The sequence below is a fragment of the Coleofasciculus sp. E1-EBD-02 genome (assembly GCF_040218245.1).
GTDB lineage: Bacteria > Cyanobacteriota > Cyanobacteriia > Cyanobacteriales > Coleofasciculaceae > Coleofasciculus.
In genome coordinates, this window is sequence record NZ_JAVJQN010000123.1 from 17,360 (window position 1) to 43,521 (window position 26,162).

At 45.2% G+C, this 26,162-nt stretch carries 24 protein-coding genes; 15 read left to right on the forward strand and 9 right to left on the reverse strand.

The window, feature by feature from the left end; genetic code table 11:
• Positions 1 to 39: 39 nt before the first annotated feature.
• The 3 genes from RIC07_RS19975 to RIC07_RS19985 all read left to right on the forward strand — a co-directional run bounded on the left by RIC07_RS19975 (position 40) and on the right by RIC07_RS19985 (position 3,241).
• A complete protein-coding gene (locus RIC07_RS19975; protein WP_446396047.1) occupies positions 40 to 912 on the forward strand; it encodes a Uma2 family endonuclease in 873 nt (290 codons plus the stop codon).
• A gap of 349 nt (positions 913 to 1,261) precedes the next feature.
• Complete coding sequence (gene hisIE / locus RIC07_RS19980; RefSeq protein WP_446381015.1) at positions 1,262 to 1,912, forward strand: bifunctional phosphoribosyl-AMP cyclohydrolase/phosphoribosyl-ATP diphosphatase HisIE; 651 nt, start codon at positions 1,262 to 1,264, stop codon at positions 1,910 to 1,912.
• 108 nt (positions 1,913 to 2,020) lie between these two features.
• Positions 2,021 to 3,241 (forward strand): nucleoside hydrolase, encoded by a 1,221-nt coding sequence (locus tag RIC07_RS19985; RefSeq protein WP_446396048.1) that lies wholly within the window; start codon positions 2,021 to 2,023, stop codon positions 3,239 to 3,241.
• Positions 3,242 to 3,543: 302 nt separating this feature from the next.
• Here RIC07_RS19985 and RIC07_RS19990 read toward each other — a convergent pair whose 3' ends face one another.
• Positions 3,544 to 3,837 (reverse strand): DUF433 domain-containing protein, encoded by a 294-nt coding sequence (locus RIC07_RS19990; protein ID WP_446396049.1) that lies wholly within the window; start codon positions 3,835 to 3,837, stop codon positions 3,544 to 3,546.
• Positions 3,838 to 3,936: 99 nt separating this feature from the next.
• On the opposite strand from RIC07_RS19990, the gene RIC07_RS19995 reads away from it, so the two are divergent.
• The gene (locus RIC07_RS19995; RefSeq protein WP_446396050.1) at positions 3,937 to 5,457 is read left to right on the forward strand and encodes a phytoene desaturase family protein; all 1,521 of its coding nucleotides are present in this window, start codon (positions 3,937 to 3,939) and stop codon (positions 5,455 to 5,457) included.
• Positions 5,458 to 5,609: 152 nt separating this feature from the next.
• Here the strand turns inward: RIC07_RS19995 and RIC07_RS20000 are convergent, their stop codons facing one another.
• Complete coding sequence (locus RIC07_RS20000) at positions 5,610 to 6,884, reverse strand: cyclic nucleotide-binding domain-containing protein (protein WP_446396051.1); 1,275 nt, start codon at positions 6,882 to 6,884, stop codon at positions 5,610 to 5,612.
• A gap of 133 nt (positions 6,885 to 7,017) precedes the next feature.
• Between RIC07_RS20000 and RIC07_RS20005 the strand changes: the two genes are divergently transcribed.
• Positions 7,018 to 7,593, forward strand: coding sequence for a DUF4126 domain-containing protein (locus tag RIC07_RS20005; RefSeq protein WP_446396052.1), 576 nt, complete (start codon positions 7,018 to 7,020; stop codon positions 7,591 to 7,593).
• Between the two features lie 169 nt (positions 7,594 to 7,762).
• Here the strand turns inward: RIC07_RS20005 and RIC07_RS20010 are convergent, their stop codons facing one another.
• The gene (locus RIC07_RS20010) at positions 7,763 to 8,365 is read right to left on the reverse strand and encodes a tetratricopeptide repeat protein (RefSeq protein ID WP_446396053.1); all 603 of its coding nucleotides are present in this window, start codon (positions 8,363 to 8,365) and stop codon (positions 7,763 to 7,765) included.
• On the opposite strand from RIC07_RS20010, the gene RIC07_RS20015 reads away from it, so the two are divergent.
• Positions 8,357 to 8,497, forward strand: a complete 141-nt coding sequence (locus RIC07_RS20015; RefSeq protein ID WP_446396054.1) for a hypothetical protein — start codon at positions 8,357 to 8,359, stop codon at positions 8,495 to 8,497. The two genes, RIC07_RS20010 and RIC07_RS20015, sit on opposite strands and share 9 nt — an antisense overlap.
• A gap of 9 nt (positions 8,498 to 8,506) precedes the next feature.
• Here RIC07_RS20015 and RIC07_RS20020 read toward each other — a convergent pair whose 3' ends face one another.
• Positions 8,507 to 8,695, reverse strand: coding sequence for a hypothetical protein (locus RIC07_RS20020; protein WP_446396055.1), 189 nt, complete (start codon positions 8,693 to 8,695; stop codon positions 8,507 to 8,509).
• Between the two features lie 117 nt (positions 8,696 to 8,812).
• Here RIC07_RS20020 and RIC07_RS20025 point away from each other — a divergent pair, with 117 nt between their 5' ends.
• The 6 genes from RIC07_RS20025 to RIC07_RS20050 all read left to right on the forward strand — a co-directional run bounded on the left by RIC07_RS20025 (position 8,813) and on the right by RIC07_RS20050 (position 17,148).
• Positions 8,813 to 10,528 carry a tetratricopeptide repeat protein gene (locus RIC07_RS20025; RefSeq protein ID WP_446396056.1) on the forward strand — a complete coding sequence of 572 codons (1,716 nt, stop codon included), beginning with the start codon at positions 8,813 to 8,815 and terminating at the stop codon, positions 10,526 to 10,528.
• 744 nt (positions 10,529 to 11,272) lie between these two features.
• Entirely contained in the window at positions 11,273 to 13,927 is a 2,655-nt protein-coding gene (locus RIC07_RS20030) for a tetratricopeptide repeat protein (protein ID WP_446396057.1), read from the forward strand.
• Positions 13,928 to 13,948: 21 nt separating this feature from the next.
• Positions 13,949 to 14,539 carry a Uma2 family endonuclease gene (locus RIC07_RS20035; protein ID WP_446396058.1) on the forward strand — a complete coding sequence of 197 codons (591 nt, stop codon included), beginning with the start codon at positions 13,949 to 13,951 and terminating at the stop codon, positions 14,537 to 14,539.
• A gap of 101 nt (positions 14,540 to 14,640) precedes the next feature.
• On the forward strand, positions 14,641 to 14,868 hold the full coding sequence (locus RIC07_RS20040) for a hypothetical protein (RefSeq protein ID WP_446396081.1): 228 nt from the start codon (positions 14,641 to 14,643) through the stop codon (positions 14,866 to 14,868).
• Positions 14,869 to 15,153: 285 nt separating this feature from the next.
• Positions 15,154 to 15,924, forward strand: a complete 771-nt coding sequence (locus RIC07_RS20045) for a DNA-binding response regulator (RefSeq protein WP_446396059.1) — start codon at positions 15,154 to 15,156, stop codon at positions 15,922 to 15,924.
• Positions 15,925 to 16,023: 99 nt separating this feature from the next.
• Entirely contained in the window at positions 16,024 to 17,148 is a 1,125-nt protein-coding gene (locus RIC07_RS20050; RefSeq protein WP_446396060.1) for a THUMP domain-containing class I SAM-dependent RNA methyltransferase, read from the forward strand.
• 9 nt (positions 17,149 to 17,157) lie between these two features.
• Here RIC07_RS20050 and RIC07_RS20055 read toward each other — a convergent pair whose 3' ends face one another.
• Together RIC07_RS20055 and glsA are read right to left on the reverse strand one after the other, a co-directional pair.
• On the reverse strand, positions 17,158 to 19,344 hold the full coding sequence (locus RIC07_RS20055) for a hypothetical protein (protein ID WP_446396061.1): 2,187 nt from the start codon (positions 19,342 to 19,344) through the stop codon (positions 17,158 to 17,160).
• A 79-nt stretch (positions 19,345 to 19,423) separates the two neighbouring features.
• Entirely contained in the window at positions 19,424 to 20,404 is a 981-nt protein-coding gene (gene glsA / locus RIC07_RS20060) for a glutaminase A (RefSeq protein ID WP_446396062.1), read from the reverse strand.
• Between the two features lie 172 nt (positions 20,405 to 20,576).
• On the opposite strand from glsA, the gene RIC07_RS20065 reads away from it, so the two are divergent.
• Together RIC07_RS20065 and RIC07_RS20070 are read left to right on the forward strand one after the other, a co-directional pair.
• Positions 20,577 to 20,963, forward strand: coding sequence for a BON domain-containing protein (locus RIC07_RS20065; RefSeq protein ID WP_446370212.1), 387 nt, complete (start codon positions 20,577 to 20,579; stop codon positions 20,961 to 20,963).
• A gap of 146 nt (positions 20,964 to 21,109) precedes the next feature.
• Positions 21,110 to 22,114, forward strand: coding sequence for an alpha/beta hydrolase family protein (locus tag RIC07_RS20070; RefSeq protein WP_446396063.1), 1,005 nt, complete (start codon positions 21,110 to 21,112; stop codon positions 22,112 to 22,114).
• 14 nt (positions 22,115 to 22,128) lie between these two features.
• On the opposite strand, the gene RIC07_RS20075 is transcribed toward RIC07_RS20070, so the two are convergent.
• The 3 genes from RIC07_RS20075 to RIC07_RS20085 form a co-directional block, all read right to left on the reverse strand.
• The gene (locus RIC07_RS20075) at positions 22,129 to 22,548 is read right to left on the reverse strand and encodes a peptidylprolyl isomerase (protein ID WP_446396064.1); all 420 of its coding nucleotides are present in this window, start codon (positions 22,546 to 22,548) and stop codon (positions 22,129 to 22,131) included.
• Between the two features lie 60 nt (positions 22,549 to 22,608).
• Positions 22,609 to 23,247 carry a TenA family transcriptional regulator gene (locus RIC07_RS20080; protein WP_446380311.1) on the reverse strand — a complete coding sequence of 213 codons (639 nt, stop codon included), beginning with the start codon at positions 23,245 to 23,247 and terminating at the stop codon, positions 22,609 to 22,611.
• A 302-nt stretch (positions 23,248 to 23,549) separates the two neighbouring features.
• Entirely contained in the window at positions 23,550 to 24,731 is a 1,182-nt protein-coding gene (locus tag RIC07_RS20085; protein WP_446396065.1) for a M20 family metallopeptidase, read from the reverse strand.
• A gap of 239 nt (positions 24,732 to 24,970) precedes the next feature.
• Here RIC07_RS20085 and RIC07_RS20090 point away from each other — a divergent pair, with 239 nt between their 5' ends.
• Positions 24,971 to 26,140 carry an NAD(P)/FAD-dependent oxidoreductase gene (locus tag RIC07_RS20090; protein WP_446396066.1) on the forward strand — a complete coding sequence of 390 codons (1,170 nt, stop codon included), beginning with the start codon at positions 24,971 to 24,973 and terminating at the stop codon, positions 26,138 to 26,140.
• Positions 26,141 to 26,162 lie beyond the last annotated feature (22 nt).

Below are 26,162 nucleotides of genomic sequence, written 5' to 3' on the forward strand. Positions count from 1 at the left end.
ATGATGGAATAGATTTTACAGTAATCAACACCTCTGATCATGATTCGTCTGCCCACCCAATCCAATCCTCCCGATTCTCCCCGGCAAACTTTGCCGACTATGTATGATTTACCCAGTGATAATCCGGAGGACCCAGGATTGCCCGATGAGTTTCACTTTTTTCAACCGCTGCTACTCCTTTTAACCTTTCAACCAACTAATTGGAATTGGGAGCAGGTGTTTTCTGCCTGCGATTTGAATCTTTATTACGATGTTAATCATACTCACTGGTACAAACGTCCCGATTGGTTTGGCGTTGTCGGAATTCCTCGCTTATATGAACAGCGAGAGTTGCGCTTAAGTTATGTGATTTGGCAAGAGCAAATTAGTCCTTTTGTGGTGGTGGAGTTATTATCTCCGGGGACGGAGGATGAGGATTTGGGACGCACAGTACCCCAAGCCGGAAGTCCACCCTCAAAATGGCAAGTTTATGAAAAGATTTTGCGGGTGCCGTACTATGTAATTTTTAGCCGCTATACTTATGAACTGCAAATCTTCCATTTAGTTGAGGGGAATTATCAACGGGTGAATTTAACCGATAATCGGTTGGTCATACCCGAATTAGGGTTAAGCTTGGGATTATGGTCAGGACGGTTTCGGGAAATTAACGGACGTTGGTTGCGATGGATGACACCTTCCGGCGAGTTGATTCCCACGGATAATGAGCAGGCTGTATTTGCTGAACAACGGGCAATCGCTGCCGAAGAACGCGCCCAGCAGGAAGCTGAACTCGCTCGATTAGCTGAAGAACGCGCCCAGCAGGAAGCCCAACGCGCACAATTAGCCCAACAACAGGCACTCGCGGCTGAAGAACGCGCCCAACAATTGGCGCAACGGTTGCGAGAATTAGGGATTGATCCAGATAATGTGTAGGGCAAGATAAGCTGTCATGCATTTAAATTGGGGCTTGCTGCACAAAGCCGAAACCCTTAGCTATCAACACTTGGAGCCGTAGAGAAAGTTATTCATCTTCAAGGAAATGTGAGGCTTTCTGGTGGGCAATGCCCACCCTACTAGGCTGGCAAGCTTAAAGTTGTGGGTAAAATTTTTCTGGATCGCTACTCTCATAAGGGTTCCTTGAAAATACTTGACCACCGTTTTAAGCTTGCCAAGCCACTACGGGATATCAATGGTGTCATTGCACTAAAAGGCTTCATGAAAATCCAGGTTCTTGGCGAACACTGGTAAGTTAGTTATTATCGTTCGCTTTCGTTACTGCACTATGTCATCGACTGTATCCTCTACTCCCAGCCCCGCGATTCCGGTTGAGAAAATCCGTTATAACGATCAGGGGCTTGTCCCCGCCATTGTCCAGGATTATCTGGATGGTACGGTATTGATGATGGCGTGGATGAATCGGGAATCATTGCAGAAAACCCTGGAAACTGGGGAAACCTGGTTCTGGAGTCGATCGCGTCAGGAATTATGGCACAAAGGCGCAACATCGGGTCATTTGCAGCATGTGCGATCGCTCCGTTATGACTGTGATAGTGATACGCTGCTGATTGGTGTGGAACAGGTGGGGGATATTGCCTGTCATACCGGGGAACGCAGTTGTTTTCATCAGGTGGATGGGATAAAGGCTGCACCGCCTGCTGATACATTGTCTCAGGTGTTTGAGGTGATTTGCGATCGCCGAGATAATCCTACCCCTGAATCCTATACCTGTAAGCTATTTAATGGTGGGGATAATAAGATTCTTAAAAAGATTGGCGAAGAAGCCGCCGAGGTGGTAATGGCGTGCAAGGATGATGAGAAAGATGCGATCGCGTCGGAAGCGGCTGATTTGTTTTATCATACCCTAGTCGCCTTAGCGCATCATCAGATTGATGTGCGGGATGTTTATCGCAAGTTACAGGAGAGAAGGCGATAGCATCTGCCCGGAGTTCAAACTCCGGGCTAAGAACTCAAGTCCATTAAAATGGACTAACATCTCTTGGGTTTCACGACTCCTTTAAAATAGCTATCCCCAAAAATTTGCATGGCATCGGAGACAACCAATACAATCATCAATAAATTACTTCGGTTAATCAGTATTAAACATCTGATAGTAAACAGCAGCTTCACCAAAATTGCCATTATTTTAGCCACGACTGCTGGTTTATTAATTGGCGTAGTCGTGGATACTCCTCAAGCCGACGCCTCCATGACACCAACTCCCCTAATTGTTGATGATGATGGGAGCCAAGATGGGATGACAGCCTTAGCCTATATGCTGGCAAATCCTAAATTTGATATTCAGGCAATTACCATCGCCCAAGGCATTGCTCATCCTGAGATATTTGTGGATAATCTAGAACGGATGCTGGGGCGGTTAGACGTAACAGGTATCCCGATTGGAGTAGGTAGACCTGATCCCCTAGCCGGGAATAATGCCTTTCCAGAATTTATTCGGGATGAATCGGATACATTTTGGTCACCCTTTGTTACTCTACCAGAAACCGCGCCATCTGTTGAAAAAAGACCCGCAGCAGAACTCATTGTTGAGACAATCAAACAGTCACCAGAACCTGTCGCCATCTTAGCAACGAGTCCACTCACCAATATTGCCGAAGCGCTGCGGCTTGACCCGACAATCATTGATAATATATCGGTCATAGAAATCATGGGCGGTGCTGTATTTGTACCAGGAAATTTGTCGGTTTTGCCGTTTCCTCCCTTTTCCACCAACACGACAGCCGAATTTAATATTTGGGTTGATCCAGTCGCCGCGCAAGAGGTGTTTGAAGCTGGAGAACAAGGTTTGAACATTCAGTTGACGCCCCTGGATGCGACGAATAAAATTGAGTTTGATCGGGATGATTATCAGGCGTGGTTGGCGACAGGTACACCTGAGAGTATAATTGCCGCAGAATTTTTAGACTTTGCGCTCACCGTGATTCAAAGCGAAAATGATCCTAACCCAGTTTGGGATTTAGTTGCGGCGATTAACCTGAGTGAGCCAAATTTCTCTACGGAAACACCTTTGCATATTGAAGTTGATACGATGTCAGCTCCCGGAGCGACTCAGGGACAAACGAAGGTTATTCCTGATTTACCACCGAATGTTTGGGTATCTCTCAATCCAAGTTTCGACAATCTCCCCTTCAATTCGAGTCAAGTTTTCTCCTATCTAGAGACAAAATCTGTACCGGAACCTACCTCAGTTTTGGGCTGGTTAGCTATCGGGGTATTAGGGGCTTCTGTACTCAAGAAAAAGTAATTGGACTTGAGCGTTTCTCAGCCGTCTAAAATTACAAGTAACCAAGCATAGCGCTACGGGGATACGTTAGGACATTCCCCTTTTGCCTTTTGCCTTTTCAGCCAATTTGATTGCGTCTCTATTCAAGGAAGGTAGAGCCTCCCAAGAATCATTAGTTTAGAGCGATTAAATAGTGCGACAGTAAGCGTCGGGGCGGGTTTAGTTCAATCTGGGTGCAACCGAAAAGATAGTAGTGAAACCCGCCCCTACACTATTTCCCACTCAAAACTTACTTCCCTCCGTTATGCCACATACCGTGAAAACTAAGGTACAAAGAAAGGAGAAGGGGATGCTTGAGATTTTGCCTGTTGTGCTTGCTCCCATTCCTGGCGAATCTCACTATCGATTTCATCTTGGCGATCAAAATAATACACCATTGCTGCATGAGCTTCTGATCGCTTTAGATAAGGATGTTGACGGCACATTTCCTCAACTGACCAACCGTAAGCGAGGTAATCCATGGCAATTTGAGTCACGCGCACACGGGGTATCCGTTGCAATCGTGCTGATTCACCGTCTACTTTCTCAATATGGGGATAAATTACTCCTGATGTCATGGCATTACTGATCAAGATTAAGGCTTAGAATAACAATGATAGACGAACTCGCCTAGTCGAAAACGGTGCAAGAATTAAGTTAAGCGATCGCCTAAACTGATGAATCTGGATGTAATTGTTATCGGTAGCGGAATTGGTGGATTGACGGCGGGTGCTTTACTCGCCCGTTATGGGAAGCGGGTGCTAGTCTGTGAAAGCCATGGGATTCCCGGCGGTGCGGCGCATAGTTTCCACAGACGGGGGTTTGAGTTTGATTCGGGTCCTTCGTTTTATTGTGGATTAAGTCAGCAACGCCCCAGTCTTAACCCATTACGGCAAGTTTTGGATGTGCTGGGCGAGTCGTTACAAACGGTTGGTTATGACCCCCTAGGACATTACCATTTTCCCGAAGCTACGTTACCTGTGTACAGTGACGCCCAACGGTATCGGGAAGCCGTGGCGGAGATTACACCTCAAGGCGCGAAAGAATTAGCACAATTTGAAAAACGCCTGCTGTCTCTCTATGAAGGGTTGCGAGAGATTCCCACAATTGCATTGCGATCGGATTGGCAAGTGATTCCAGTTTTAGTCGGACGGTATTTACCCTCCCTCTTAAAATTACTGCCTCATCTGGGACTTGTCCAGAATTCCGTGGGCAAAGTCATGGATCAAACCGTGCGTGATCCCTGGGTGCGGCGGCTGATTGATGTGGAATGCTTTCTGTTATCGGGATTAAAGGCACAGGGAACGATCGCGCCTGAGGTAGCCTTTATGTTAGGGGAACGTTCTCGTGCAGGTGTGGAGTACCCCGTAGGCGGAAGTCGGGCGATTGTGGAGGCGTTGATACGGGGGTTAGAACGCTGGGGGGGTGAGTTACGCCTAAATGCCCATGTTGACCAAATTTTAGTCCAAGGGGGGAAAGCCGTTGGGGTACGATTGCAACGGGGAGAGGTGGTAAACGCCCCGGTGGTGATTTCTAATGCCACAATTTGGGATACCTACAGTCAGTTATTGCGCCCAGAGGATTTACCCAAAGCGTACCGGAAACAGTCCCTAGACACCCCAGCCGTCGAGAGTTTCATGCACCTACATTTAGGGATTCGGGCAGAGGGGTTAGACGGGTTGACGGGACATCATGTTGTGGTTCACGATGCCAATCGGGATATTACTGAACCCGGTAATACTTGCATGATTTCTATTCCTTCGGTATGGGATGCTAATCTCGCCCCAACGGATCATCATGTAATTCATGCCTATACCTTAGAACCCTATAACGGTTGGCAGCGTGATGATCAATATAAGGAGAAGAAAAAAGCGCGATCGCAATCCTTATTCCGGGCGTTAGAACGGGTGATTCCGGATATTCGAGAACGGATTACCTTAGAACTAATTGGTACGCCGTTAACTCATTCCTATTATTTACGTCGCTATCAAGGTACTTATGGTCCTGCGATCGCGGCTGGTAAAGCCATGTTTCCCAGTTGTCACACGCCGATTCCGGGATTGTATCGGGTGGGGGATAGTACAATGCCTGGAATAGGTGTTCCAGCAGTGGCGGGTTCGGGTATTCTTTGCGCCAATACCTTGGTGACACCCTCGCAAACTGCCGAGTTATTGGCATGTCTGGGTAACCAGGGGTAATCGTGCGATCGCTCAATTGACTAACAGTATTCTAAGTAGGTCGGTGTCAATAAAGCTATCTATAGTAAGTTATGTAAGTAAACCTCAAACCCTTACGAATGACGAATGACGAATGACGATCACCACCGTTAACTTTAACTGTCCCTACCTACTTATAATAAATGACCTGATGAGATAAAAAACCCAAGCAGAAATCCTAAAATTGTCGAAAAAACAACAGAACTGCCTCCCAGTTCGTAAGCTTCCGGCATCATTGTACTAGCAACCATGGCTAAGATTGCGCCGCCCGAAATAGCCTGTGCGATCGCGACAACGACCTCAGATGTATTATTTTGTAAATAAAAACCCGCAATGGCACATAAACCACTGAGAATCACCACACCTATCCATAATCCTAAAATCTGACTCGTTTTCGTTCCCGCTTGTTTCATTCCCGTGGCGCTGGATAAGGCTTCGGGAAAATTAGAAATAAATACCGCCAATAAAAAAGACCAGCCCAAATCGCTATTGCCGGAATTCATGCCAATCACCGCCGCTTCTGGGATATTATCAATTAATGTACCCACCAGAATGGCAAATGGTGTAGACTGTTTCACCAAATTTTCTAGGGTCATTTGATCGTCCCGGAGTAACAGATCCAGGTCAACTTGATTCATAACTTGCTGTCGCCAGCGATCTAAACGATGTTCGACCACCATGCGTGACTCTGTTGCCACTTGCAGTCGTCGGGCTAAGGCGCGACTCAGGGACCAAGCCAGATGGGGTGACCAGGTGAGCATGGTGTTGAAATGTTCCCGGTGTAACTGATACAATTCCATTTGGGTGCGAGCAACCACGGTGGCAGATCGCGGTTCTCCAGTCAGGAGTGCCATCTCACCAAAAACTTCTCCAGATCCCATCGTACCGAGGACTTTTCTACCCTTGCGGACTTCGGCTTCACCGTCAACAATCATATAGAAATAGTCACCAGGGGTTCCGTCTTCACAGATTACGTCTCCAGGTTTGGCGTGAATTGGATTCAGAAACAGGGCAACTCTCTGCCGTTCCTTGGGAGGTAAGTTTTGCATCACCTCAATATGGGCGATGCGATTGAGGACATCCGTCACCTGATCAGCACCATGTTCAACCAGGTAGCGGCGACTGGATGCTGGTTTACGCAAGAATCCGCCATGTTGGTCAATATAGGATGTCAGTCCGGTAAATAACATCCCTCCTGCCATAAACCCAATTAACAGGGGGACAAAGCCACTGTGACGATAGACCGGAATCGTGATTTCAAACGCGATCGCAGACAGTAGTGTACCACTGCCAAATGCCATAATCGTCGCGGATAAGTGGCGACTCGGTTGCCAAAAGACTCCCACTGACGCGCCCAAGGCTAAACTAGACGCGCCCAGAATTCCTTGAAAAAAGGCTGCCGTTGGCATAGGTGGCTTACGTTTTTAGGTCAGTTTTCATCCTATCGGAGAAAGGGCATCAAAGGATGTGGGATTGTCTACAAACGTTAAACTGAGGACAGGGGTATAACCAATTGATTTCTCTTTCAGGCATCAGATAACAATGATTGAACTCCTAGCCGTACTTTCGGTAGCAGCAGCAGTAGGAATGAGGATTGCTTTGCCTTTATTGGTGATTGGCTTGTTGCAAAGCGATAACCTCTGGAATGAAATTCCCCTGCTGTCTCGCATTCACCCTTCGGTTTTAGTCGGTATTTTGACCACCTTCTCGTTATTTGAATTATTTGCCTCAAAGAAGCTGGTGGGACAGCGAGTCTTGCAAATTGTCCAACTCTTGTTCAGTCCTGGGGTTGGCGCGATTATGGGTATTGCTGTCGCCCAGTTTGTTAACGCCCCTGTGGAAATTATTTGGATTGCTGGGATAGTTAGTGGGTTATTGGCTTTTGTCCTGCAATTGGTACAAGTTGGCTGGTTTTTTCGCTTGCGAGGGTTACCGTTATGGCTGGTTTTTAGCCAAGATGTTTTATGTGTGGCGTTAGTTATCTTTGCCTTTGATGCGCCTCAACAAGGTGGATTAATTGCGCTGATTCTATTGTGGTTAGCGATTCGCAGTTCTCAACAATGGTATCGTTTATATGGCAGGAACAATCGTTCGCGGCGATATCGGCAAGTTTTGTAGTTTGATTGGGGATTATATTATATCCTTTGGCATTGGAAGTATTTTTTTAACGCAGAGGTACGCAGAGGTTAGCGCAGAGGGACGCAGAGGACGTTAGAGGATTTAGACAAAAATTTTATAGACCCAGATTTTTATGTAGGGTGGGCAAGTCTTATAAACATTGAAGCTTTTATTCTCGTTCGTTGTTCTTGCCCACCACAGGATAACTATCACGCTTTACTCTATCCAGAATTCTAAAGACTGTTTCAGCGTCAGGAGATTGCAGGCGCTGCAAAATGTCTAGGGCTTGCTGTAAGTAGTTAAGGGCGGTTTCAACTTCTCCTTTTTCATCCGCTAATAGTTGTCCTAGCATGACTAAGGATGTAGCTTTATTTTTAGCATCACCAATGCATTGGGTCAAGTCTAAAGATTGCTGCAAAAGGGTGATGGCTTCTTCGACTTCTTCCTTTTGGGTGTGGATATATGCCAGATTGTTTAATGTCGCGGCTTCACCTTGCACATCGCCTATGCACCGTGTAAGGTTTAAGGATTTTTGATAAAGGGTGATTGCTGTATCGATGTCCCCCTGATGGGCGTGGATATACGCCAGTTGGTGTAATATCGCTGCTTCTCCTTTGACATTGCCTATGCGCTGTTGGAGTTCTAACGATCGCTGAAAAAGAGCGATCGCACGATTCCGTAAGGCAATTCCTGACGTAGATTCTCCAGATTCTGGGTAATCGAGGCGGGATAATTGTTGGAGGCGATCGCCCGTTGGATAATTGTGGGCCACCGTTGCGTCAGTGTCTGGTGGGCAAATGAACCCTCCTCTGACATCATCAGAGGTGGTGGGATGGGGATACAGGGTTTAGTGGGGGACATGATTCTGCGATCGCGCGTCTTTGTCACGGATGAAGAAAACTAGATTGGGCAACTAATAATTTTCGAGTAAACCCAAAAGGAACCGATTCTCGATTATATAGCGGTTCTTATTTGAAAGCACTACACCCCACACCCCACACCCTGTCTCTACCAAGATGTATTGTACCCAATCGAGAAGTGCGATAAACCCTAGCAATGCACCCTCCACCATCTCAGCCGCCGCCTGTGACGCTTGCGTCACTCCTATCCCTGAATCCAGCTAAGGCTTTGGTATTCTCTGTGCTTGGAGTAGTTCTTTTCTTGTCCGGAAACCTTTACTATAGAATTCAATCCATTATCTCCCGTGGGATATATCTGTATGAGTCAAGCCAATTATCCCCCTGATAATACCCAGCCAGAACAGGTTGAATTACTCCAGCGTCTTTTAATGGAGTATCAACGAACGGGAGAATATGCCACGGGAGAAAATCTTGAACAGTACACAACGATTTTAGAACAGCTTGGTGTCGCGTATTTGCATCAGGGAAAACCGGAAGCCGCCAGGGAGTATTTAGAGCAAGCACTGAAATTGAAGCCGGATGATTTAGCCTTTCATGTCAAGGTGCTTAAGCATTTAGGTCAGACGTATCAGCAGCAACGCCAATTTGATGCGGTAATTCAGTGTTATGAGCAATCTTTAACCTTTTCCCAGACATTGGCGGATCGGCAGAGTGAAGCGACGGTATTATTTGATTTGGGTACGATTTACCTGAAATTGAGACAATTTCAACAGGCAGAAGCATTTTATCAGCAATGCTTAGAGATTGCTCAACAGATTGATGATCGCGACAATCAAGCATCCACCTATCACCAGTTAGGAAACATTGCTGTAAAGTTACGGGAGTATGAGCAGGCAAAGCGCTACTATCAGCAGGCTCTAGATATTTACCTGGAATTTAGCGATCGCTACTCTCAAGCTAGCATTTATCATATCTTAGGAAACATTGCTGTAAAGTTAGGGGAATATGAGCAGGCAAAGCGCTACTATCAGCAGGCTTTGGATATTTACAATGAATTTAGCGCTCACTACAATCAAGCATCTACCTATCACCAGTTAGGAAACATTGCTGTCAAGTTAGGGGAATATGAGCAGGCAAAGCGCTACTATCAGCAGGCTCTAGATATTTACCTGGAATTTAGCGATCGCGATAATCAAGCTAGCATTTATCACAACTTAGGAAACGTTACAGTAAAGTTACGGGAGTATGAGCAGGCAAAGCGCTATTATCAGCAGGCTTTGGATATTTACAATGAATTTAGCGATCGCGACAATCAAGCTAGCATTTATCACAACTTAGGAAACGTGGCTGTAAAGTTACGGGAGTATAACTGGGCAAAGCACTACTATCAGCAGGCTTTGGATATTTACCTGGAATTTAGCGATTGCTACTCTCAAGCTAGCACCTATCATAACTTAGGAGTGGTTGTTGAAGAGTTGGGGGAGTATAACTGGGCAAAGCGCTACTATCAGCAGGCTTTGGATATTTACAATGAATTTAGCGATCGCTACAATCAAGCATCCACCTATCATCAGTTAGGAAACGTGGCTGTAAAGTTAGGGGAGTATGACCGGGCAAAACGCTACTATCAGCAGGCTTTGGATATTCAGAATGAATTTAGTGATCGCTACTCTCAAGCTAGCACCTATCACAACTTAGGAGTGGTTGCTGAAGAGTTGCGGGAATATGAGCAGGCAAAGTCCTACTATCAGCAGGCTCTGGATATTCAGAATGAATTTAGCGATCGCTACTCTCAAGCTAGCACCTATCACCAGTTAGGAAACATGGCTGTCAAGTTACGGGAGTATGACTGGGCAAAGTCCTACTATCAGCAAGCTTTGGATATTAAGATTGAATTTAGCGATCGCTACTCTCAAGCTAGCACCTACGCTGTATTAGGATTACTGGCAAAAGCCCAGGAAAACTACACCGATGCTAAGGTTAATTTACAGACAGCATTAAAGATATTTATCGAATATCAGGATGAATATTTCGCTGATATGACGCGAGAATTATTAGAACGCCTTCCGGATTGAAAAGGGTACGATGATATCTACCCCCACCTAATCAATTATCCCTGGATTATCGTAGGGGCATGGCATTGCCATGCCCTGTTCATATCGTGCGCCCACAGCATAACGTGTCTGGCGAATGGAAAAGGATACGATTATATCCTGTCTTCCCGATTGAAAAGGGCACGATGGTATCGTGCCCCTACCCAATCAATTATTCCTGGATTATTGTAGGGACACGGCATTGCCGTGCCTTGTTCATATCGTGCCTTCACCGTATCTTGTTAGGATACAAACAATGAACAATTCGCGATCGCCCTCGATCCATGTCATACAACCATGCGATTAAATTCCTTGGGATATATCGCCTTTAATTACGATCCAGAAAACCCCCAGCATTATCCCAAAAATCAGAATATTCTAATTGATCTTCCCTTTTAAGGGACACGGCAATTTTAACAGGCACGGCATTGCCGTACCCCTACATTTAACCGCCCAATTTCTTGATATGATAAAAGGTTAATGGCACTGAAACTTTGCGGTTTTAGATCGCCGAAACCCTTGATATACCGTAGGGTGGGCATTGCCCACCAGCATGCCAGTCAGTACCATTCGTGCTAGGGTACGTCTCTACATTGTGGTGAACAGCGTAACGGTGAGTCGGCGCTAAAGCGCAACTACAAGCTTAAAGCGCAACGACAAACCTGATTTTGAGGTAAGGTTAGAAATCAGATGGCAACGGGAGAGCAATAGGCAAAGGACGTTCTGATGAAGCGCATAAATTCGGTGACTTTGGCATTCCTATCGTTAAGTACGGTCGTCTTTTCGACTATCCTATTGTCTGTTGGCGTTATCCAGCCTCAATCCATCGCCCAAGATGCGCTAGTATCTCAAGCGCTGTCTGATTCTGAGGAAGAAGAGTTGGAACAGTTGCGGGAGGAACAGCGTATCCAAGAACAGGTGCAGGCAGAAGCTAATCGCGCCTTTAGTCGCACCACCACCCTGTTTAATGTCCTCCTAGCGGTTTTGGCGCTGCTGTTAATTGCGGCGATTGTCGGCTTATTCCTGTTGCGACGGGCGGTAATTCGTGAGGTGGCGGATTTGGTGCGATCGCATCTGAATGAATTAACCGACTTGGAAGGGAAGATTAATCAGGCGAATCAACAAGTACAAGCGATTCTGGAACGTACCGAAGATTTAGCCAATGATTTGAATCGAGAAGCCGATGACTTCTATGAAGATATTGGCATGAAGCAGAAGGAGTCATCCCAGCTTCTGAGTGAACTCTCGGACTCTCAACAACAAGCACTGCGGGATTTAAATACCCATATTAAAGACGCCCAAAAAGCCCTTGCCCAAGTTGATAACGAGTTTTCTGATCATTTATCCCAACTGCGTTCTCAGGTGGAATCGGAACAAACAGATACTCTGGAGAACCTGAAACAATTAAGCGCCCAATTTACCCCGGAACTGGCGAAATTGCAACAGGATACCCACGCCGAAAAAGATCGGGTGGTGGAAAACCTGAAAAATTCAGAAACGGCGTTTAGTAATCAACTGGCGGAACTGTTTAACCAAGCCCAAAGCCAACGGGATGCAATTCTCCAAAGTTTAGAACAACTGAGTACCGAATTTGCCCCAGAACTCTCGAAACTGAAACAGGCGGCTGAAACGGAAAAAGCAGCAATTATCCAGCGCTTACAAAAAACAGAAACCGAGTTTGGTAAGCAATTAACCCAACTGCAAAACGAGGCACAAAAACAACGGGAGAGGATTCTCCAGAACTTAGAAAAACTCCAGACGGAGTTTACGCCCCAGCTTGACCAAGTGAAAGGGTCACTGAATGACCAAAAAGCGGCGATTTTACAGGATTTGCAACAGGCGGAAACCGAGTTTAAACAGCAATTAACCCAACTGCAAACCACCACGCAGCAAGAACGGGAAAGCATTCTAGAGAATCTGCAACGCCTCGCCTCAGAGTTCTCACCGCAATTGACGGAGATCAAAACCGAAGCCGAACAACAGGCGCAACAGCAGCAAGCGACAGCCTTTGAGGATGTGGAACGCTTACGTCAAGAAGTGACACGCCAACTGGAACAATCTCAATCGCAAATTCAAGGAGAGATTGATCAAACCTTGGGCAATTTGAAAAAGTTGGAACAGGAGGTAACCAGTCAGCTTTCAACGACTCAATCAGGGGTACAAGAAAACCGCGACCAAACCCTGCAACGCTTGAGTCAAATCCAAAGTGAGTTTACCAGCCAATTTTCCCAATTCCAGTCAGCGATTCAAGAACGCAAAGATCAGGCATTCCAAAGCCTGGAAAAACTGGAGTCTATGTTAACCGATGAGTTGACAGATATCCAATCTGATGCTAAACGACAAAAAGAGGAAATCCTGCAAAAGTTGGCAGAGATTACGCCAACAAAAATTGCCGAATCCGCCTTATCTGATGTCCTGCAACAAATCCAACCCCTGACGGAACAACTGGAACGATTGAATGAGAATCATCCAGAGTTTTTCTTGAATGTTAAGGATTATATTAATCAAGGGGATAATTTATTTGCCCAAGGTGACTATGAAGAGGCGATCGCACGATATGATCAAGCCTTAGAACTACAACCCGATAACGCGAATCTCTGGCATCAGCGCGGTGTCGCCTTGTGGGAATTACAACGCTACCAAGACGCGATCGCATCCTTGGATCGAGGATTGGAACTCGCCCCCGAAGCCCCGGATACCTGGTACTATCGCGGATTAGCTTTGCGAGAATTACAGCGCTATGAAGGGGCGTTAGTCGCGTTTAATAAAGTGATTCAAATCCAGCCAAAGGATTATAAAGCCTGGTTGAATCGGGGAATGATGCTAGGGAGATTGAAACGCCGGGAAGATGCGATCACCTCCTTTGAGCAGGCGTTGGAAATCAAACCCGATTACCATGAAGCTTGGGTGAATCGTGGCGTGGTACTCGGCGCACTACAACAACACGAAGAGGCGTATAATTCCTTTGACAAAGCCGTGCAAGTGCAACCCGATGATGGCATAGCCTGGTTTAATCGCGGGTTAGCCTTGGCGGTATTGGAACGGTATGAAGAGGCGGTAACCTCGTTTGAGAAGGCGATCGAACTGAAACCAGAGTCTCATAAAGCGTGGACTTATAAGGGTAATATGTTACTCAAGTTGAAACGAGAGCAGGAAGCCTTAGAGAGCTATGATCAGGCATTAGCCATTCAACCCGATTATGCTCCAGCTTTTTATCAGAAAGCCATCGGCTATGCTCACCAACGTCAGGCTCACTTCAGTATCGACAACTTAGAGAAAGCGATCGCCCTGAATCCGGCGTATCGTCAGGAAGCCAGAACGGATTTGGACTTTGACGCGATCGCAGAAGATGATCGATTCTGGAGATTGATTGAACAATAAACTATTGAGACATTAAATCAAATGATAATCCAAGCAGAAGAACAAAAAATTTACACCCCTAAAGAGTACCTGGAGTTTGAAATTAACTCAGAAGAACGACATGAATTCATTAATGGCGAAATTATATTGATGACTGGCGGAACTCCAAATCATAATCAAATTGCTCTAAATCTGAGTGGTGCGCTAAATTTCGCCCTGAAGCGTCAACCGTATCGAGTGTTCGTCACCGATCAACGGCTCTGGATTCCTCAAAAACGTATCTACACCTATCCTGATGTTATGGTCGTTCAGGGTGAATTGCACCTACAAGAAGGGCGACAAGACACGATCACGAACCCTTTAATCATTGCTGAAGTGTTGTCAAAATCTACCCGCAGTCATGACAAAGCTGCTAAATTTGACGCCTATCGCACGATTCCCAGTTTTCAGGAATATCTCTTAATTGACCAATACACGATGCACATTGAACACTATTTCAAAACCGAGCGAAAACGCTGGACATTCTATGAATATGATGATGCTAATGAAATCGTTAATCTCAACTCGTTTTCATTCCAAATAACTCTAGAAGAAATTTATGACAAAGTTGAGTTTGAATCAGCCACAGTATAGTTAAACTATCGATAGTGTGACGAATGACGTAGCTTGCTTCTCGCGATAGCGAGTATGACGAATGACGAATGACTAAGGACAAAAAAATGACACCCGAACAGATGGATACACCTATTCTGGACAAGCTAATTGAACAACTGAAAATTATGCCTCAAGACTTGCGGTGGCGAGTGCTGGAATTTGCACGCACTATTTCCGGTTCAACAATTCAAGGCGTCCCTGGGCGACAATTACTACGTTTTGCAGGTTCAATTCCACCTGATGATGTTCAGTTGATGCGCCAAGCAATAGAACAAGATTGTGAGCAGCTTGACCTTGATGAGTGGTAGATACTTAGGGGCTGCTGAATAAGTATTGTGGTGAGGGGAGGGAACAGGGAACAGGGAACAGGGAACAGTTTCAACCCCCTAATGGGGGAAGATTCTGCTTAAATTACCTGAAAACGATATTTAGATTGCCGCACTTACTCTCCAATATAACTTGACATTAGCAACACGCGATCGTCACTTTCAGGACATGGAAAATCTACTAACTGTTGCTTGGTAAGTCCTCAACCCCTTACAAAGGACGTAGCTTGCGCTCTTCGAGTATGACCAATAACCAATGACAAAACAATGACACCCGAACAAAAACAGGAAATCACCGAATTACGCGCCCGCAACTTAACACCGAAACAAATTGCTCGCAAATTAGGATTACGGGCGGCTGAAGTCACCGCCTATATCAAAGAACAGGCGGAAGAAAAAACACTTGCCCGTGTCGCATCGGGAGAACTAGATCCCGTTGTCGAATGCTTTGTCAACGCCAACTGTGCGGACTATTATCTCCACGAAAACCCTGATCCAATTGAAGAAACCGAGGCAAATATTGACCGAGGGTTAGCCTTAGTCTGTATTACCCGCAAAGCTAAGTATGACCGATTCACCGTTTGTACTTACCTGCTAGATGTATGGTGTCTCGGCGTCAAAGATACCATGGGTCCGCGTCAACTGAATTCAGTTGAATATAAACAGATGCTAGACTATGCCTATCAAGGCTTTCCCGAAGGTCCTCAAAAAATTACCCTTGAACAAGCCCAAGCCCTAGTGTATAGTGCCGTAGACTATGCCGAACAATTAGGATTTAAACCCCATCAAGATTTTCAGCAATCGCGATTTCATTTAGGCAAGTGGAGTGGTCAACCCAAAATTCAAATGGGTCGCAATGGTAAACCCTTTTATATTAGTGGTCCCTACGATAACCCAGAAACGATTATCAACATCTTGCGAAAAAATGTCGGTGAAGGAAACTTTAACTACATGACCCAGTTATTTGATGATTCGGATGAATCGGGTTCATTCACTGACTCGTTGTTAACTGAATCCTTGTTAAGGGAGATTTTATAAGCTAAAAATCAACCCAACACTCGACTGACAAATGACAAATGACAAATGACAAATGACACTCCCCGCCATTAACTTTTATTGTCCCCACCTGCATAAAACGTGAACCACTACTTTGCCACAGTCGCCCGTGGATTAGAACCCATTGCGGCGCAAGAACTTGAACGCCTAGGGGCGCAGGAGGTGCATCCCGATTTTACGGGCGTACATTTTCAGGGGGATACAGCGTTAATGTATCGAGTCAATCTCTGGGCGAGAACGATTTTCCGGGTACTCGTCGTTTTAGCCGAATTTCCTTGTGCAAATGCGAAACAGCTTTATCAGGGAGTACAAACTATCCCCTGGGCGCAATACCTGAAACCGCAGCACACCTTAGCCGTAAATGCAACCGGAAAGACTAAACAGCTTAACCATAGCCACTTTACCGCCCTGCAAGTAAAAAACGCGATCGTTGATCAACAACGGAACAAATTTGGTAAACGGTCGAATGTCAATATAGAAAAGCCTGACCTTTTAGTCAATGTCCACATTCATCAAAACCGTTGTATTCTCAGTTTAGATAGTTCAGGAACCAGTCTACATCGACGCGGATATCGCTCGGCAATGGGACTTGCTCCCCTGAAAGAAACCTTAGCCGCCGCACTCTTAGAATTGACAGAATGGCATCCGAATTTACCATTATTAGACCCAATGTGTGGTTCCGGAACATTACCCTTAGAAGCCAGCTTAATCAGTTTAAATATTGCTCCGGGATTGTTTCGAGAACAGTTTGGATTTGAGCGTTGGTTAGACTTTGATCTCACCCTTTGGCAACAACTCCTCAACCAGGCAAAAGCCTGTCAGAACCAGGAATTAGCCGCACCGATTACAGGGTGCGATCGCGACGCGGATATCCTCAATCAAGCCCGAAGTAATGCCCAGCATTGTGGCATTTTAGATCAGATCACCTTTATTCAACAAGACCTTTCCCAACTAGAACCACCAGCCGATCGCGGGATAATTATCTGCAATCCTCCTTACGGAGAACGATTGGGAAATGCTCAGGAACTGGGAGATTTATATAAATTACTCGGCGATATCTTTAAACAACGGTTTAAAGGCTGGACAGCATTTATTTTAACCGGGAATAAACAGTTAGCCAAGCGAGTCGGATTAAAAGCATCGCGGCGGATTCCGGTATATAACGGTTCTATTCCTTGCACCTTTTTAGAATATGAACTGTATTAAATTGGATTTTTAATCCTGCATACTAAAACGAATTGCATTAACTCCTAAAGCAATCGTTCGGAAATCTCTTGGCGGCTGAATAGCACCTTCTCGTACATGAAATCGGAGTTTATTTTCTCCTTCCTTTACCTGGATATTAATCTCATAAAATTGAGGTTTAGAGTCAATTTTAATAGTTTTAATAATTCGATTATTCAGATAAACATCAACGGTAGTCTTTGGCAAAATCGGCACAAATTTAATTTTTGAGGCTAATCCAACAGGTCTATCTTCTTCATTTTCGAGTTTTATTGTGGCATCTTGCTTCATCCAACGGAAACTTTTGGAATCCGACGCATTCCCCCACCACTCTTCTAAAAACCACCAGTTTTCTAACAGACGAATTCTAACATTTGTATTGTCTACTTTACCCGCTGGACGTATTAATGAATAAACCTTATTTGTCCAAAGGAGTTTATCGGTGTTCATGAAATCATCATGCCAATTCCGCGTCAGGACTAAACCTCCTTCTTCCACTGTTGAAAATACTTGCATGGGACTCATATCAGAGTAAAGATCTCCTTGCTGATAATATTCATTCGGGTACATAAAGACAGAACGAGTTTTTCCCAAGAAGTAACTCATCCACATCTGTTCCCAGTAAGCCGATTCTTCTATATATACTGTTCTAGAACCCGCTACTTTAGCGGCTTCAGATAACTCAACTAAATCCGAGTTTACACTTAAATGGCTAGCTGACATTGTATTAAAAAGAGGGACTATAGCTGTAGTACTGATCAACCCAATCAGGAGAATGACTATACTTTGACAAGTATATAGACTCAATTGATGAAAAATTTTAGTGATTTTTTTTAGGGATTCAGATAAGCCTATTGAAACAGCAATAATTAGAGCAAAACTAGTAAACCCTACAGCTTTGTAATATCCATAAGAATAGTCACGTCCCCACTTCAGCCATAGTAAAACCCCAAAGCTGAATGTTAGAACTGAAAGCCACAATTTTTTATTCTTTAAACGACTGACACCCAGAACCATTAAAATCAGGATAGGCAGGCTAGAAACTAACAATAAGTATTGGGGATAGACTTGATTGGCATGAATACTTAAAAAACCGACCATATCCACAGGGAATGCCCATCTTGCCATTGACCAACCCGATTGCAGTCCAGAGGCTAGAAAAGCGTATCGTAGACCATGCCATAAATTGAAAGGGTTGATCACAACAACGACAATTATTAATAAACAAAGGTTTCTTATGAAGACTAGCCGACGCGATCGTTTTACCAATTTAAACAGACTATAAAGGGACAAGAACCCAATCAAGAACAGGCTAATTTCCGGATAAAGTATAAACAAAGAAGATATAGTTAATCCCAGAGGAAGCAGATAATAACGATATAAAGCAGAATTTTGCTCTGCCAATTCAAATAAGATTAAAGCGACAATTAAACACCCATGACCAAAAGTTTGAGCAGCATATCCATGATAATTAAAAAACAAAAAATTTACATTAAGTACAGTGATTACCAGCGCCGTGATAGCGGCAAATTTATCTGGAGTAAGGATGAGAGTAAAAATAGCAATGAGTGGTGGAGTTAAGGCAAAAAATACGCCAATCGTTATGGTGAAAATTTGGTACGTTGGCAAATGGAGTAATGAAGCCACCAGCCCAAACACTAACCGACTTCCCAAGCGAAAACCCGGTGCAAGTCGCCAGCTTATAAAAAAACTGGATGGATCGTCGGGGTGAATTGGCGGAGGTTGGTTAACACTATGAGTTTTGAAGAAATCTCCTAAGACAACGTAAATATGAGGATCATTATTCCCCAATGATATTGTTGTTGGCACACCCTCTATTATCATTGGGTACAAAGCTAAAAAAAGTGCCACAAGTGACCCAATCGCTAAAACAGCATCAAACCGTTTTAAGGGAATAATCAGCGGTATTTTTCGGCACTTGCACAAGAGTAATAAGCCAACTCCTAAAATAGACGCAACATAAATAATTTGATTGGTGTTAAATCCTACTTGACTCAAAGATAAGCTTAATAAGCTGGTAATTATCAACCCCATCCAAGGAGATAACCAAAGTTGATAAGGACGAATAGTCGTGGGTAAAGTGAGGCGAGTTATGCCCCAACCCGTAACCAGAAAAAATAAATAAATGGCAATGGTTATGCTAATAATGAGTAACACAATTCGAGTAATACTAGTGAGGGATAAAAATTAAGACGTACTCATTTTACCTCTATGAGTGATTTATTGATAATTTCGTTCAAGCCAAACCATTCAACTCTAAATCCTGCGCCAATTGCTGCACAATAAATAACCCAGCTTGAGAATTCCCCGTCTCATCTAACGCCGGAGAATAACAAGCGATCGCACCCTGAGACGGTACAATAGACAACATCGCTCCACTCACCCCTGACTTGGTTGGCAATCCTACCTCTACCGCAAAGCGACTAGAGGCTTGATACAATCCACAAGTAATCAGAATGTCGTTAACTGGGCAACGGTGTTGAGGTGATATCATGCTATTACCCTGCACCAGCAGCATCCCCAGAGAAGCTAAATCCGTCACCGTTCCCGATAAACAACAGATGTGATTGTAGGTATCCAGGGCAATTTCTGGGTGACTGACATAGCCAGAGGTGGCTAATAGATTCGCGATCGCGCGATTCCGTTCATTGGGAAGAGAACGCACCGACTCTAACATCGCCTCATCTAAAACTAACTGAGACTGCGATCGCTGATTCAACCACTGGCGCAGGCTTTCACAACGAGACGCCCCATCCTTACCCGGTAAACGCCCAGCGAGTGCGATCGCGCCACTATTAATCATTGGGTTGCGCGGCTTTCCCCGATCTGCTTGCAGTTGGGCTAAGGAATTAAATGGCTGATCAGACGGTTCCATCCCCACCTGAGAAAATACCGCCTCTGTCCCCCATTGTTCCAGCAAAAATAGCAAAACAAACGGCTTAATCACACTCATCAACGGAAAAGAACAACGAATATCACCCGCCGCCACTTCCTCACCTTTAATCCTCTGTACCTGTATCGCCACCCAGCTTGGATTTGCCTGCGCTAGTAAAGGGATATAGGTTGGTAGTTGTCCTCCTTGACATTGTACGTTTGCCTGAGCGATTAAAGTATTGAGTTGATCTGGAGTCAGTGCGGATAGTCCCAGAGAAGATTGATGATGATTCGGCTTATCCCTGTCACTGATAGGGTGCGACGTCTCGATTTTTTCAGCCATGCTGCCCCCGATTCAAATAGATTAATTAACGTGTAGATTTAAACCCTGAGCAATAAAACCGAATCCTCCACTGATAACCCTTAACTATTCTTATTGATAGATGTTCAAACTCCTAACTTTAACCGATAATAATTGGATCAATCATCAAAGTATAAGAGGAGTTTAACAGAATATGGGTTGGTTACAACGACTATTTGGCATGGACAAGCCAAAAGAGGCAAAAGTAAACCCTCCAACACAGCAGCAGCCTTCATCCGCCGCCAGTCGCCCAAAAACAGATGAAGCCCCAGCCACGACGAAACTGTCCACCACTCCTCCAGAACGTCTTGGTTTACATGGAGAATATGACCAAAGTGGTTTAGCGAAGCGGGTGGCGTTAGCATTTGATGAAGACCCGGATTTAGATGACATCAATACGCTTTATGTCGCCCAAACGAGTACCACTGTGGTGTTGAAAGGTAAGGTTCCGAATCAGGCTATTTTGGACAAGATGGTGAAGGTTGCTAGAGGTGTCAATGGTGCAAAGGATGTTGATACGACTCAAGTTACCGTAGGGTAAGCTGATATCTTAACCTTCGATTATTGTAGGGGCGCAAGGCTTGCGCCCTTAAAAACTATCACGTTTTAATCTTTCTTGGCTAATACTGCGCTTCAATGATAGGTTATGATACCGTAACTTAATATTCATCAAAAAACACCGAAAAGATGATTTGCACGAAAAAACAATCATCAGTAACCGCATTGGGTGCATTATTCATTGCTTTAGCACCAGGAGAACCAACCTCTGCAACCTATAGCGCCGAGCCTCTATTCGATACCGTTAATACCTATCAAACAACAATTACAACCAATGGTGATCCCGCTGATATTTATTTCCCAATTCCCTCAAATTATAATACCAACACCAATCCATTTCCCATCGCCCTAATGTTGCAAGGAGCATTAGTGGATAAAGTAGATTACGCCAATTTCGCCAGTACCGTTGCCAGTTACGGATTTGTCGTGATTGTCCCTAATCATGAACGAACTGTAACCAATCCCAGAACAGGAGAACCCGTCACAGGGTTTATTGCCGAACAGCAGCAAGTCAATGATGTTCTTTCTTATATGAAACAAGAAAACGCAAATCCTGCTTCACCGATTGCGGGAATTATTAATACCAATAAACTAGGATTACTCGGACATTCCTTTGGCGGGTTTGTCGGATTAGCTGTTATTCAAGACATCTGCGTTCCTAGAGTATGCGCGGGTAACTTTACCCAGCCTCCTGAAGTAATGGCTGGTATTTTCTATGGTACAAACTTTAAAGATCCCCTCGAAACAGGTTCATTTCCTCCAATTAATAATCAAAGGATTCCCACCGCTTTAATTGCCGGAAGTCAAGACACAATTGCCGATTTAGTGGAAATTACAGCTACTTACAACCAAATTCAAGATCCACCCAAGGCTTTAGTCATTGTCAAAGGGGCTAACCATTATGGGATTACCAATGAAGATAACCCAGTTCGCGATCCTGTTAGACCTTTATTAGACCAGGATATAGCCACAGAAACTATCGCTCGTTGGAGTGCTTTGTTTTTGCGATCGCATCTACTTAATGATACTGCCGCTTTTGACTATCTGTACAACAGTGGGGATGATCAGGATGAAAATGTTATCGTGATTCACCCCATCAATCCCCGTTCTGAATCGGCATTGCCCTCTAATTGAATGAGCCGACAAAATTACTCTTCAATCTTCACCGAAAGAATCTTATCCCCTTTCTGAATCGCATTAACTACATCCATATTTTCTGTTTTACCAAAAACAGTATGGACGCCATCTAAATGGGGTTGAGGCGAGTGGCAAATAAAAAATTGACTTCCGCCAGTATTACGTCCCGCATGTGCCATTGATAATGACCCAGCTAAATGCTTATTGGGGTTAATTTCACAGTTAATCGTATAGCCAGGACCCCCCGTACCCGTTCCCAGAGGACAACCGCCTTGAATCATAAAATCGGGAATAACGCGATGAAATGTCAATCCATCATAGAAGCCTTTTTTACTGAGATCAACAAAATTTTTCACTGTATTCGGAGCATCTTTCTCGAATAAGTCCAGATGAATTGTACCTTTTTCCGTTTCCATAATGGCGCGAGTCATACTTTTTTCCTTGCGTGTGATATGTTGTTAGGGTTCAGTGAAACTGGGGAATGAGTCACATTATCCGGCACGATCCGTTTCAGCATTAAACGCCATTTGCCAAAACTCTGCTTCTAATTGAGCGACTTGCAAAAAGGCAGACTCGGCTTGCTGTTGAATGGATTCTGACGCCTCTGGTAATACCTGATTTGCTTGGTTTTCCAACAACGTGACATACTCAGTAAAGCCTGGGTTTCCCCAGCGTTGTGCAAATTCATTGTAAGACCCACTCATCTGACCTGGCAATTGCCAGCCTTGATTATATGCCAATTCAATCGCCCAAAACGCTGTGGCTTGAACCGGATAAGGCATATCCCAAAGCGTTTGCATGAAGTGACAGTATTGGTTACAGGCGGGTTGTTTCTGGGTATTTAGATTTAGCGATCGCTCTGTCGCTTTTTCCCGAAACCACGCCAGTTCATCTTTGATCGCACTTGCGCCACTTAGAAGAGTATCAAAATGGGCAGCAGGGGCGGCGGCTAAGACTCGTCCAATCAGGCGGGTAAATTCTAGCACAAATAAATAATCTTGCACTAGCCAAGTGTTAAATTGTTCAGGTTTAATTGTGCCTAATTTACACTGTTCTAGGAACGGATGAATGGTGGCTTTATGCCATACATGATTGTGCTTGTGCAGAAGCTGTTGACAAGTTAAACTCATAACCTTATTCTCCCACTTAGTCGGGGCGGGTTTAGTCCCATCTGGATTAACAATAAACGATAGTAGTAAAACCCGCCCCTACAATCGATAAATTCTTCCACTGGGATGGGGCGGGTTTAGTCGCATCTGGATTAACAATAAACGATAGTAGTAAAACCCGCCCCTACAATCGATAAATTCTTCCACTGGGATGGGGCGGGTTTAGTCGCATCTGGGTGAATAATAAACGATAGTAGTAAAACCCGCCCCTACAAACCATGCGCTCTTTCCGAAGTGAAGGGTCAAAATTTAAAACTCCCCATCTACAAAACAGACTGTTTCCAATATTGATAGACAGAATAAGCCAGCGTTACCACACCTGTAATAATCGCCGATTCATTCACTTCAAATTGGGGGTGGTGTAAGGGATAATTAGGTTTATCCTTAAACCCGACGCCAAGGCGGAACATCGTACCCGGAGCATGTTCTAGATACATGGAAAAATCTTCGGCTCCCATAGAGGATTCGGGTAAAATTTGCACTCGATCATTTCCCCAGGCTTCCTTGGCAGATGCTTCTAAGATTTGAGTTAAAGCTAAGTCATTTTGCACCGAAGGCACACCCCGGCGATAACTTACCTCATAGCGAGCGCCATACATCTGGCAGACATTTGCCACAATCGACTCAATCCATTTTGGCAGATTCGCGTGAGTTTCGGGGTGGAGCGATCGCACGGTTCCGGCTAAATGGACTTGATCCGCGATTACATTCGGGGCGCGTCCACCATTAATCTGTCCAATTGTCAAGACTATCGGACGTAAAGGATTCTGAGTGCGGCTAATCGCTTGCTGTAAGGTAGTAATCACCTGAGCCGCAATCCAAATCGCATCCACGGCTTCATGGGGACGGGCACCATGACCCGATTCCCCGGTAATAAAGATTTCCAAGTCATCCGCCGCCGCCGTCAGTGCGCCGTAACGCACACCAATAGAACCCCCTGGAATCGACGGGAACACATGAACCCCAAAAATGGCACTGACATCATTCATCGCCCCATCTTGCACCATCCAGTTGGCGCCTTGGGCGATTTCTTCAGCGGGTTGAAACAAGAAGCGCACATTTCCTGGTAATTGTTCCCCTAATCCAGACAACACCATCGCCGTACCTAAACCAACAGTGGTGTGAACATCATGACCACAGGCGTGCATTATCCCCATCTTACGGGAGGCAAATTCTAGAGGGGCGGCTTCAGTAATCGGTAACGCATCCATATCCGTGCGAATCGCCACTAAGCGTTCATCAGTCCCCCCAACTAACTCACCAATCACGCCCGTTTTGGCAATCCCTTCTTGGACAACAATGCCACAGGACGACAGAACACCCGCGACATAAGCCGCCGTTTGGTATTCCTGACCGCTCAATTCCGGATGACCATGGATATGGCGGCGAATTTCAATCAGACGCGGTGCGAGTTCTTGGGCGAGGTCTTTGATTCGGCTAAGCATAAACTCAATTAGAGAGGTCTTACTATACAAGCTGTTCTATTCCATCATCCAAACATCTGAAAAATAATGCAGCTATCGGTCGTTAGACATTACCTTAACTAAGACATTAATCCCAATCACAATGGGAGTGGTAGGGTGGGCAATGCCCACCTACAGATGGAGACGGGTAAATCCTGATTCCCTTAACTAAGGCGTTAATCCCGATAACAATGGGAGATGTGGAGAATGAGCAAAAAACCATGAAGACCTACGATTGGATTGTTGTTGGTGGGGGTATTACCGGAGCAGCACTCGCCTATGAACTTGCCCAGGTAGGGTTAAGGGTTCTGTTGGTCGATTCGGACACAGCAATTCAAGGCGCGACTCGGTACAGTTATGGCGGTTTAGCCTATTGGTCAGGGAAATCCGACCTGACGAAGGTGTTGTGCGCTGAGGGAATTGAACGCCACAGGCATTTATCAGCGGCATTAGACCATGATACCCAGTTCCGGGAATTGGATTTAGTCCTGACTATTTCCGCCAACCAAGACCCAGAAAAAATGGCAGCGGCTTATGCTGATTGTGCTATTCCACCCAAATTACTCTCAGTCAAGGAGGCTTGTGAGTTAGAACCCCTACTCAATCCTAATGCGATCGCGGGCGTTCTTACGGTTCGTCATGGTCATATTCATCCGGAACACCTTACCCAAGGCTATCGCCAAGCCTTTTGTCGCGCTGGGGGTGAACAGCAGATAGCTCAAGTGGTGGAACTCCTGCGCCAGGGGGATACAGTTCAGGGGGTGAAAACCTCCGATAATCAAACCTATCATGCTGCCAATACGGTTATTTGTGCTGGTGGATTCAGCCGCGCCTTGCTTAAAGCAGCAGGGATTCAGGTGCGCGTCTACTTCACCCACGCGGAAATGATTGAAACGCCAACGGTTGACCTGAAATTGCGAACATTAGTCATGCCCGCCTATACACAACGCTTTCCACTTGAAGCGCAAGCCAGCGCTGCGGAAGTAGAACCCTTTTGGGAGCAACCGGGTTATGAACCTGTACCGCCGATTTTAGACGCGGGGGCGATTCAGTTTCTAGATGGTAGTTTACGGATGGGTCAAATTAGTCGTGTTCTGACTCAACCCTTTGCCGCCATAAACTCAGCCGCCAGTGAGTCTGCGATTCGTACTCAGGTGGGGAATGTCCTACCTGCTTTAGCTAGCCTACCGGGAACTTGGCATCACTGTTTAGTGGCGTTTGGTGGTAATAATTTACCTGTGGTGGGGGCAATTGAGGGTGTAGAGGGTGTTTATATTTTCTCTGGATTTACCAATCCTCTGGTATATGTGCCACCGTTAGCCCAACGCTTTGCCCAATGGGTTATGGGGAAGCAGGATCAGATTATTGCTCAAATTTCGCAGAATTTGTAGGGAATGGGGAACGGGGAATAGG

Excerpts from the sequence above, each read along its gene's own strand:
- RIC07_RS20085 (WP_446396065.1), bottom strand. The coding sequence starts at position 24,731 with ATGCTTAGCCGAATCAAAGACCTCGCCCAAGAACTCGCACCGCGTCTG.
- RIC07_RS19975 (WP_446396047.1), top strand. The coding sequence starts at position 40 with ATGATTCGTCTGCCCACCCAATCCAATCCTCCCGATTCTCCCCGGCAA.
- RIC07_RS20040 (WP_446396081.1), top strand. The coding sequence starts at position 14,641 with ATGGATACACCTATTCTGGACAAGCTAATTGAACAACTGAAAATTATG.
- RIC07_RS20075 (WP_446396064.1), bottom strand. The coding sequence starts at position 22,548 with ATGACTCGCGCCATTATGGAAACGGAAAAAGGTACAATTCATCTGGAC.
- hisIE (WP_446381015.1), top strand. The coding sequence starts at position 1,262 with ATGTCATCGACTGTATCCTCTACTCCCAGCCCCGCGATTCCGGTTGAG.
- RIC07_RS20065 (WP_446370212.1), top strand. The coding sequence starts at position 20,577 with ATGGGTTGGTTACAACGACTATTTGGCATGGACAAGCCAAAAGAGGCA.
- RIC07_RS20030 (WP_446396057.1), top strand. The coding sequence starts at position 11,273 with ATGAAGCGCATAAATTCGGTGACTTTGGCATTCCTATCGTTAAGTACG.
- RIC07_RS20070 (WP_446396063.1), top strand. The coding sequence starts at position 21,110 with ATGATTTGCACGAAAAAACAATCATCAGTAACCGCATTGGGTGCATTA.
- RIC07_RS20005 (WP_446396052.1), top strand. The coding sequence starts at position 7,018 with ATGATTGAACTCCTAGCCGTACTTTCGGTAGCAGCAGCAGTAGGAATG.
- RIC07_RS20090 (WP_446396066.1), top strand. The coding sequence starts at position 24,971 with ATGAAGACCTACGATTGGATTGTTGTTGGTGGGGGTATTACCGGAGCA.
- RIC07_RS19990 (WP_446396049.1), bottom strand. The coding sequence starts at position 3,837 with ATGACATCAGGAGTAATTTATCCCCATATTGAGAAAGTAGACGGTGAA.
- RIC07_RS20045 (WP_446396059.1), top strand. The coding sequence starts at position 15,154 with ATGACACCCGAACAAAAACAGGAAATCACCGAATTACGCGCCCGCAAC.
- glsA (WP_446396062.1), bottom strand. The coding sequence starts at position 20,404 with ATGGCTGAAAAAATCGAGACGTCGCACCCTATCAGTGACAGGGATAAG.
- RIC07_RS19985 (WP_446396048.1), top strand. The coding sequence starts at position 2,021 with ATGGCATCGGAGACAACCAATACAATCATCAATAAATTACTTCGGTTA.
- RIC07_RS20025 (WP_446396056.1), top strand. The coding sequence starts at position 8,813 with ATGAGTCAAGCCAATTATCCCCCTGATAATACCCAGCCAGAACAGGTT.
- RIC07_RS19995 (WP_446396050.1), top strand. The coding sequence starts at position 3,937 with ATGAATCTGGATGTAATTGTTATCGGTAGCGGAATTGGTGGATTGACG.
- RIC07_RS20035 (WP_446396058.1), top strand. The coding sequence starts at position 13,949 with ATGATAATCCAAGCAGAAGAACAAAAAATTTACACCCCTAAAGAGTAC.
- RIC07_RS20000 (WP_446396051.1), bottom strand. The coding sequence starts at position 6,884 with ATGCCAACGGCAGCCTTTTTTCAAGGAATTCTGGGCGCGTCTAGTTTA.
- RIC07_RS20080 (WP_446380311.1), bottom strand. The coding sequence starts at position 23,247 with ATGAGTTTAACTTGTCAACAGCTTCTGCACAAGCACAATCATGTATGG.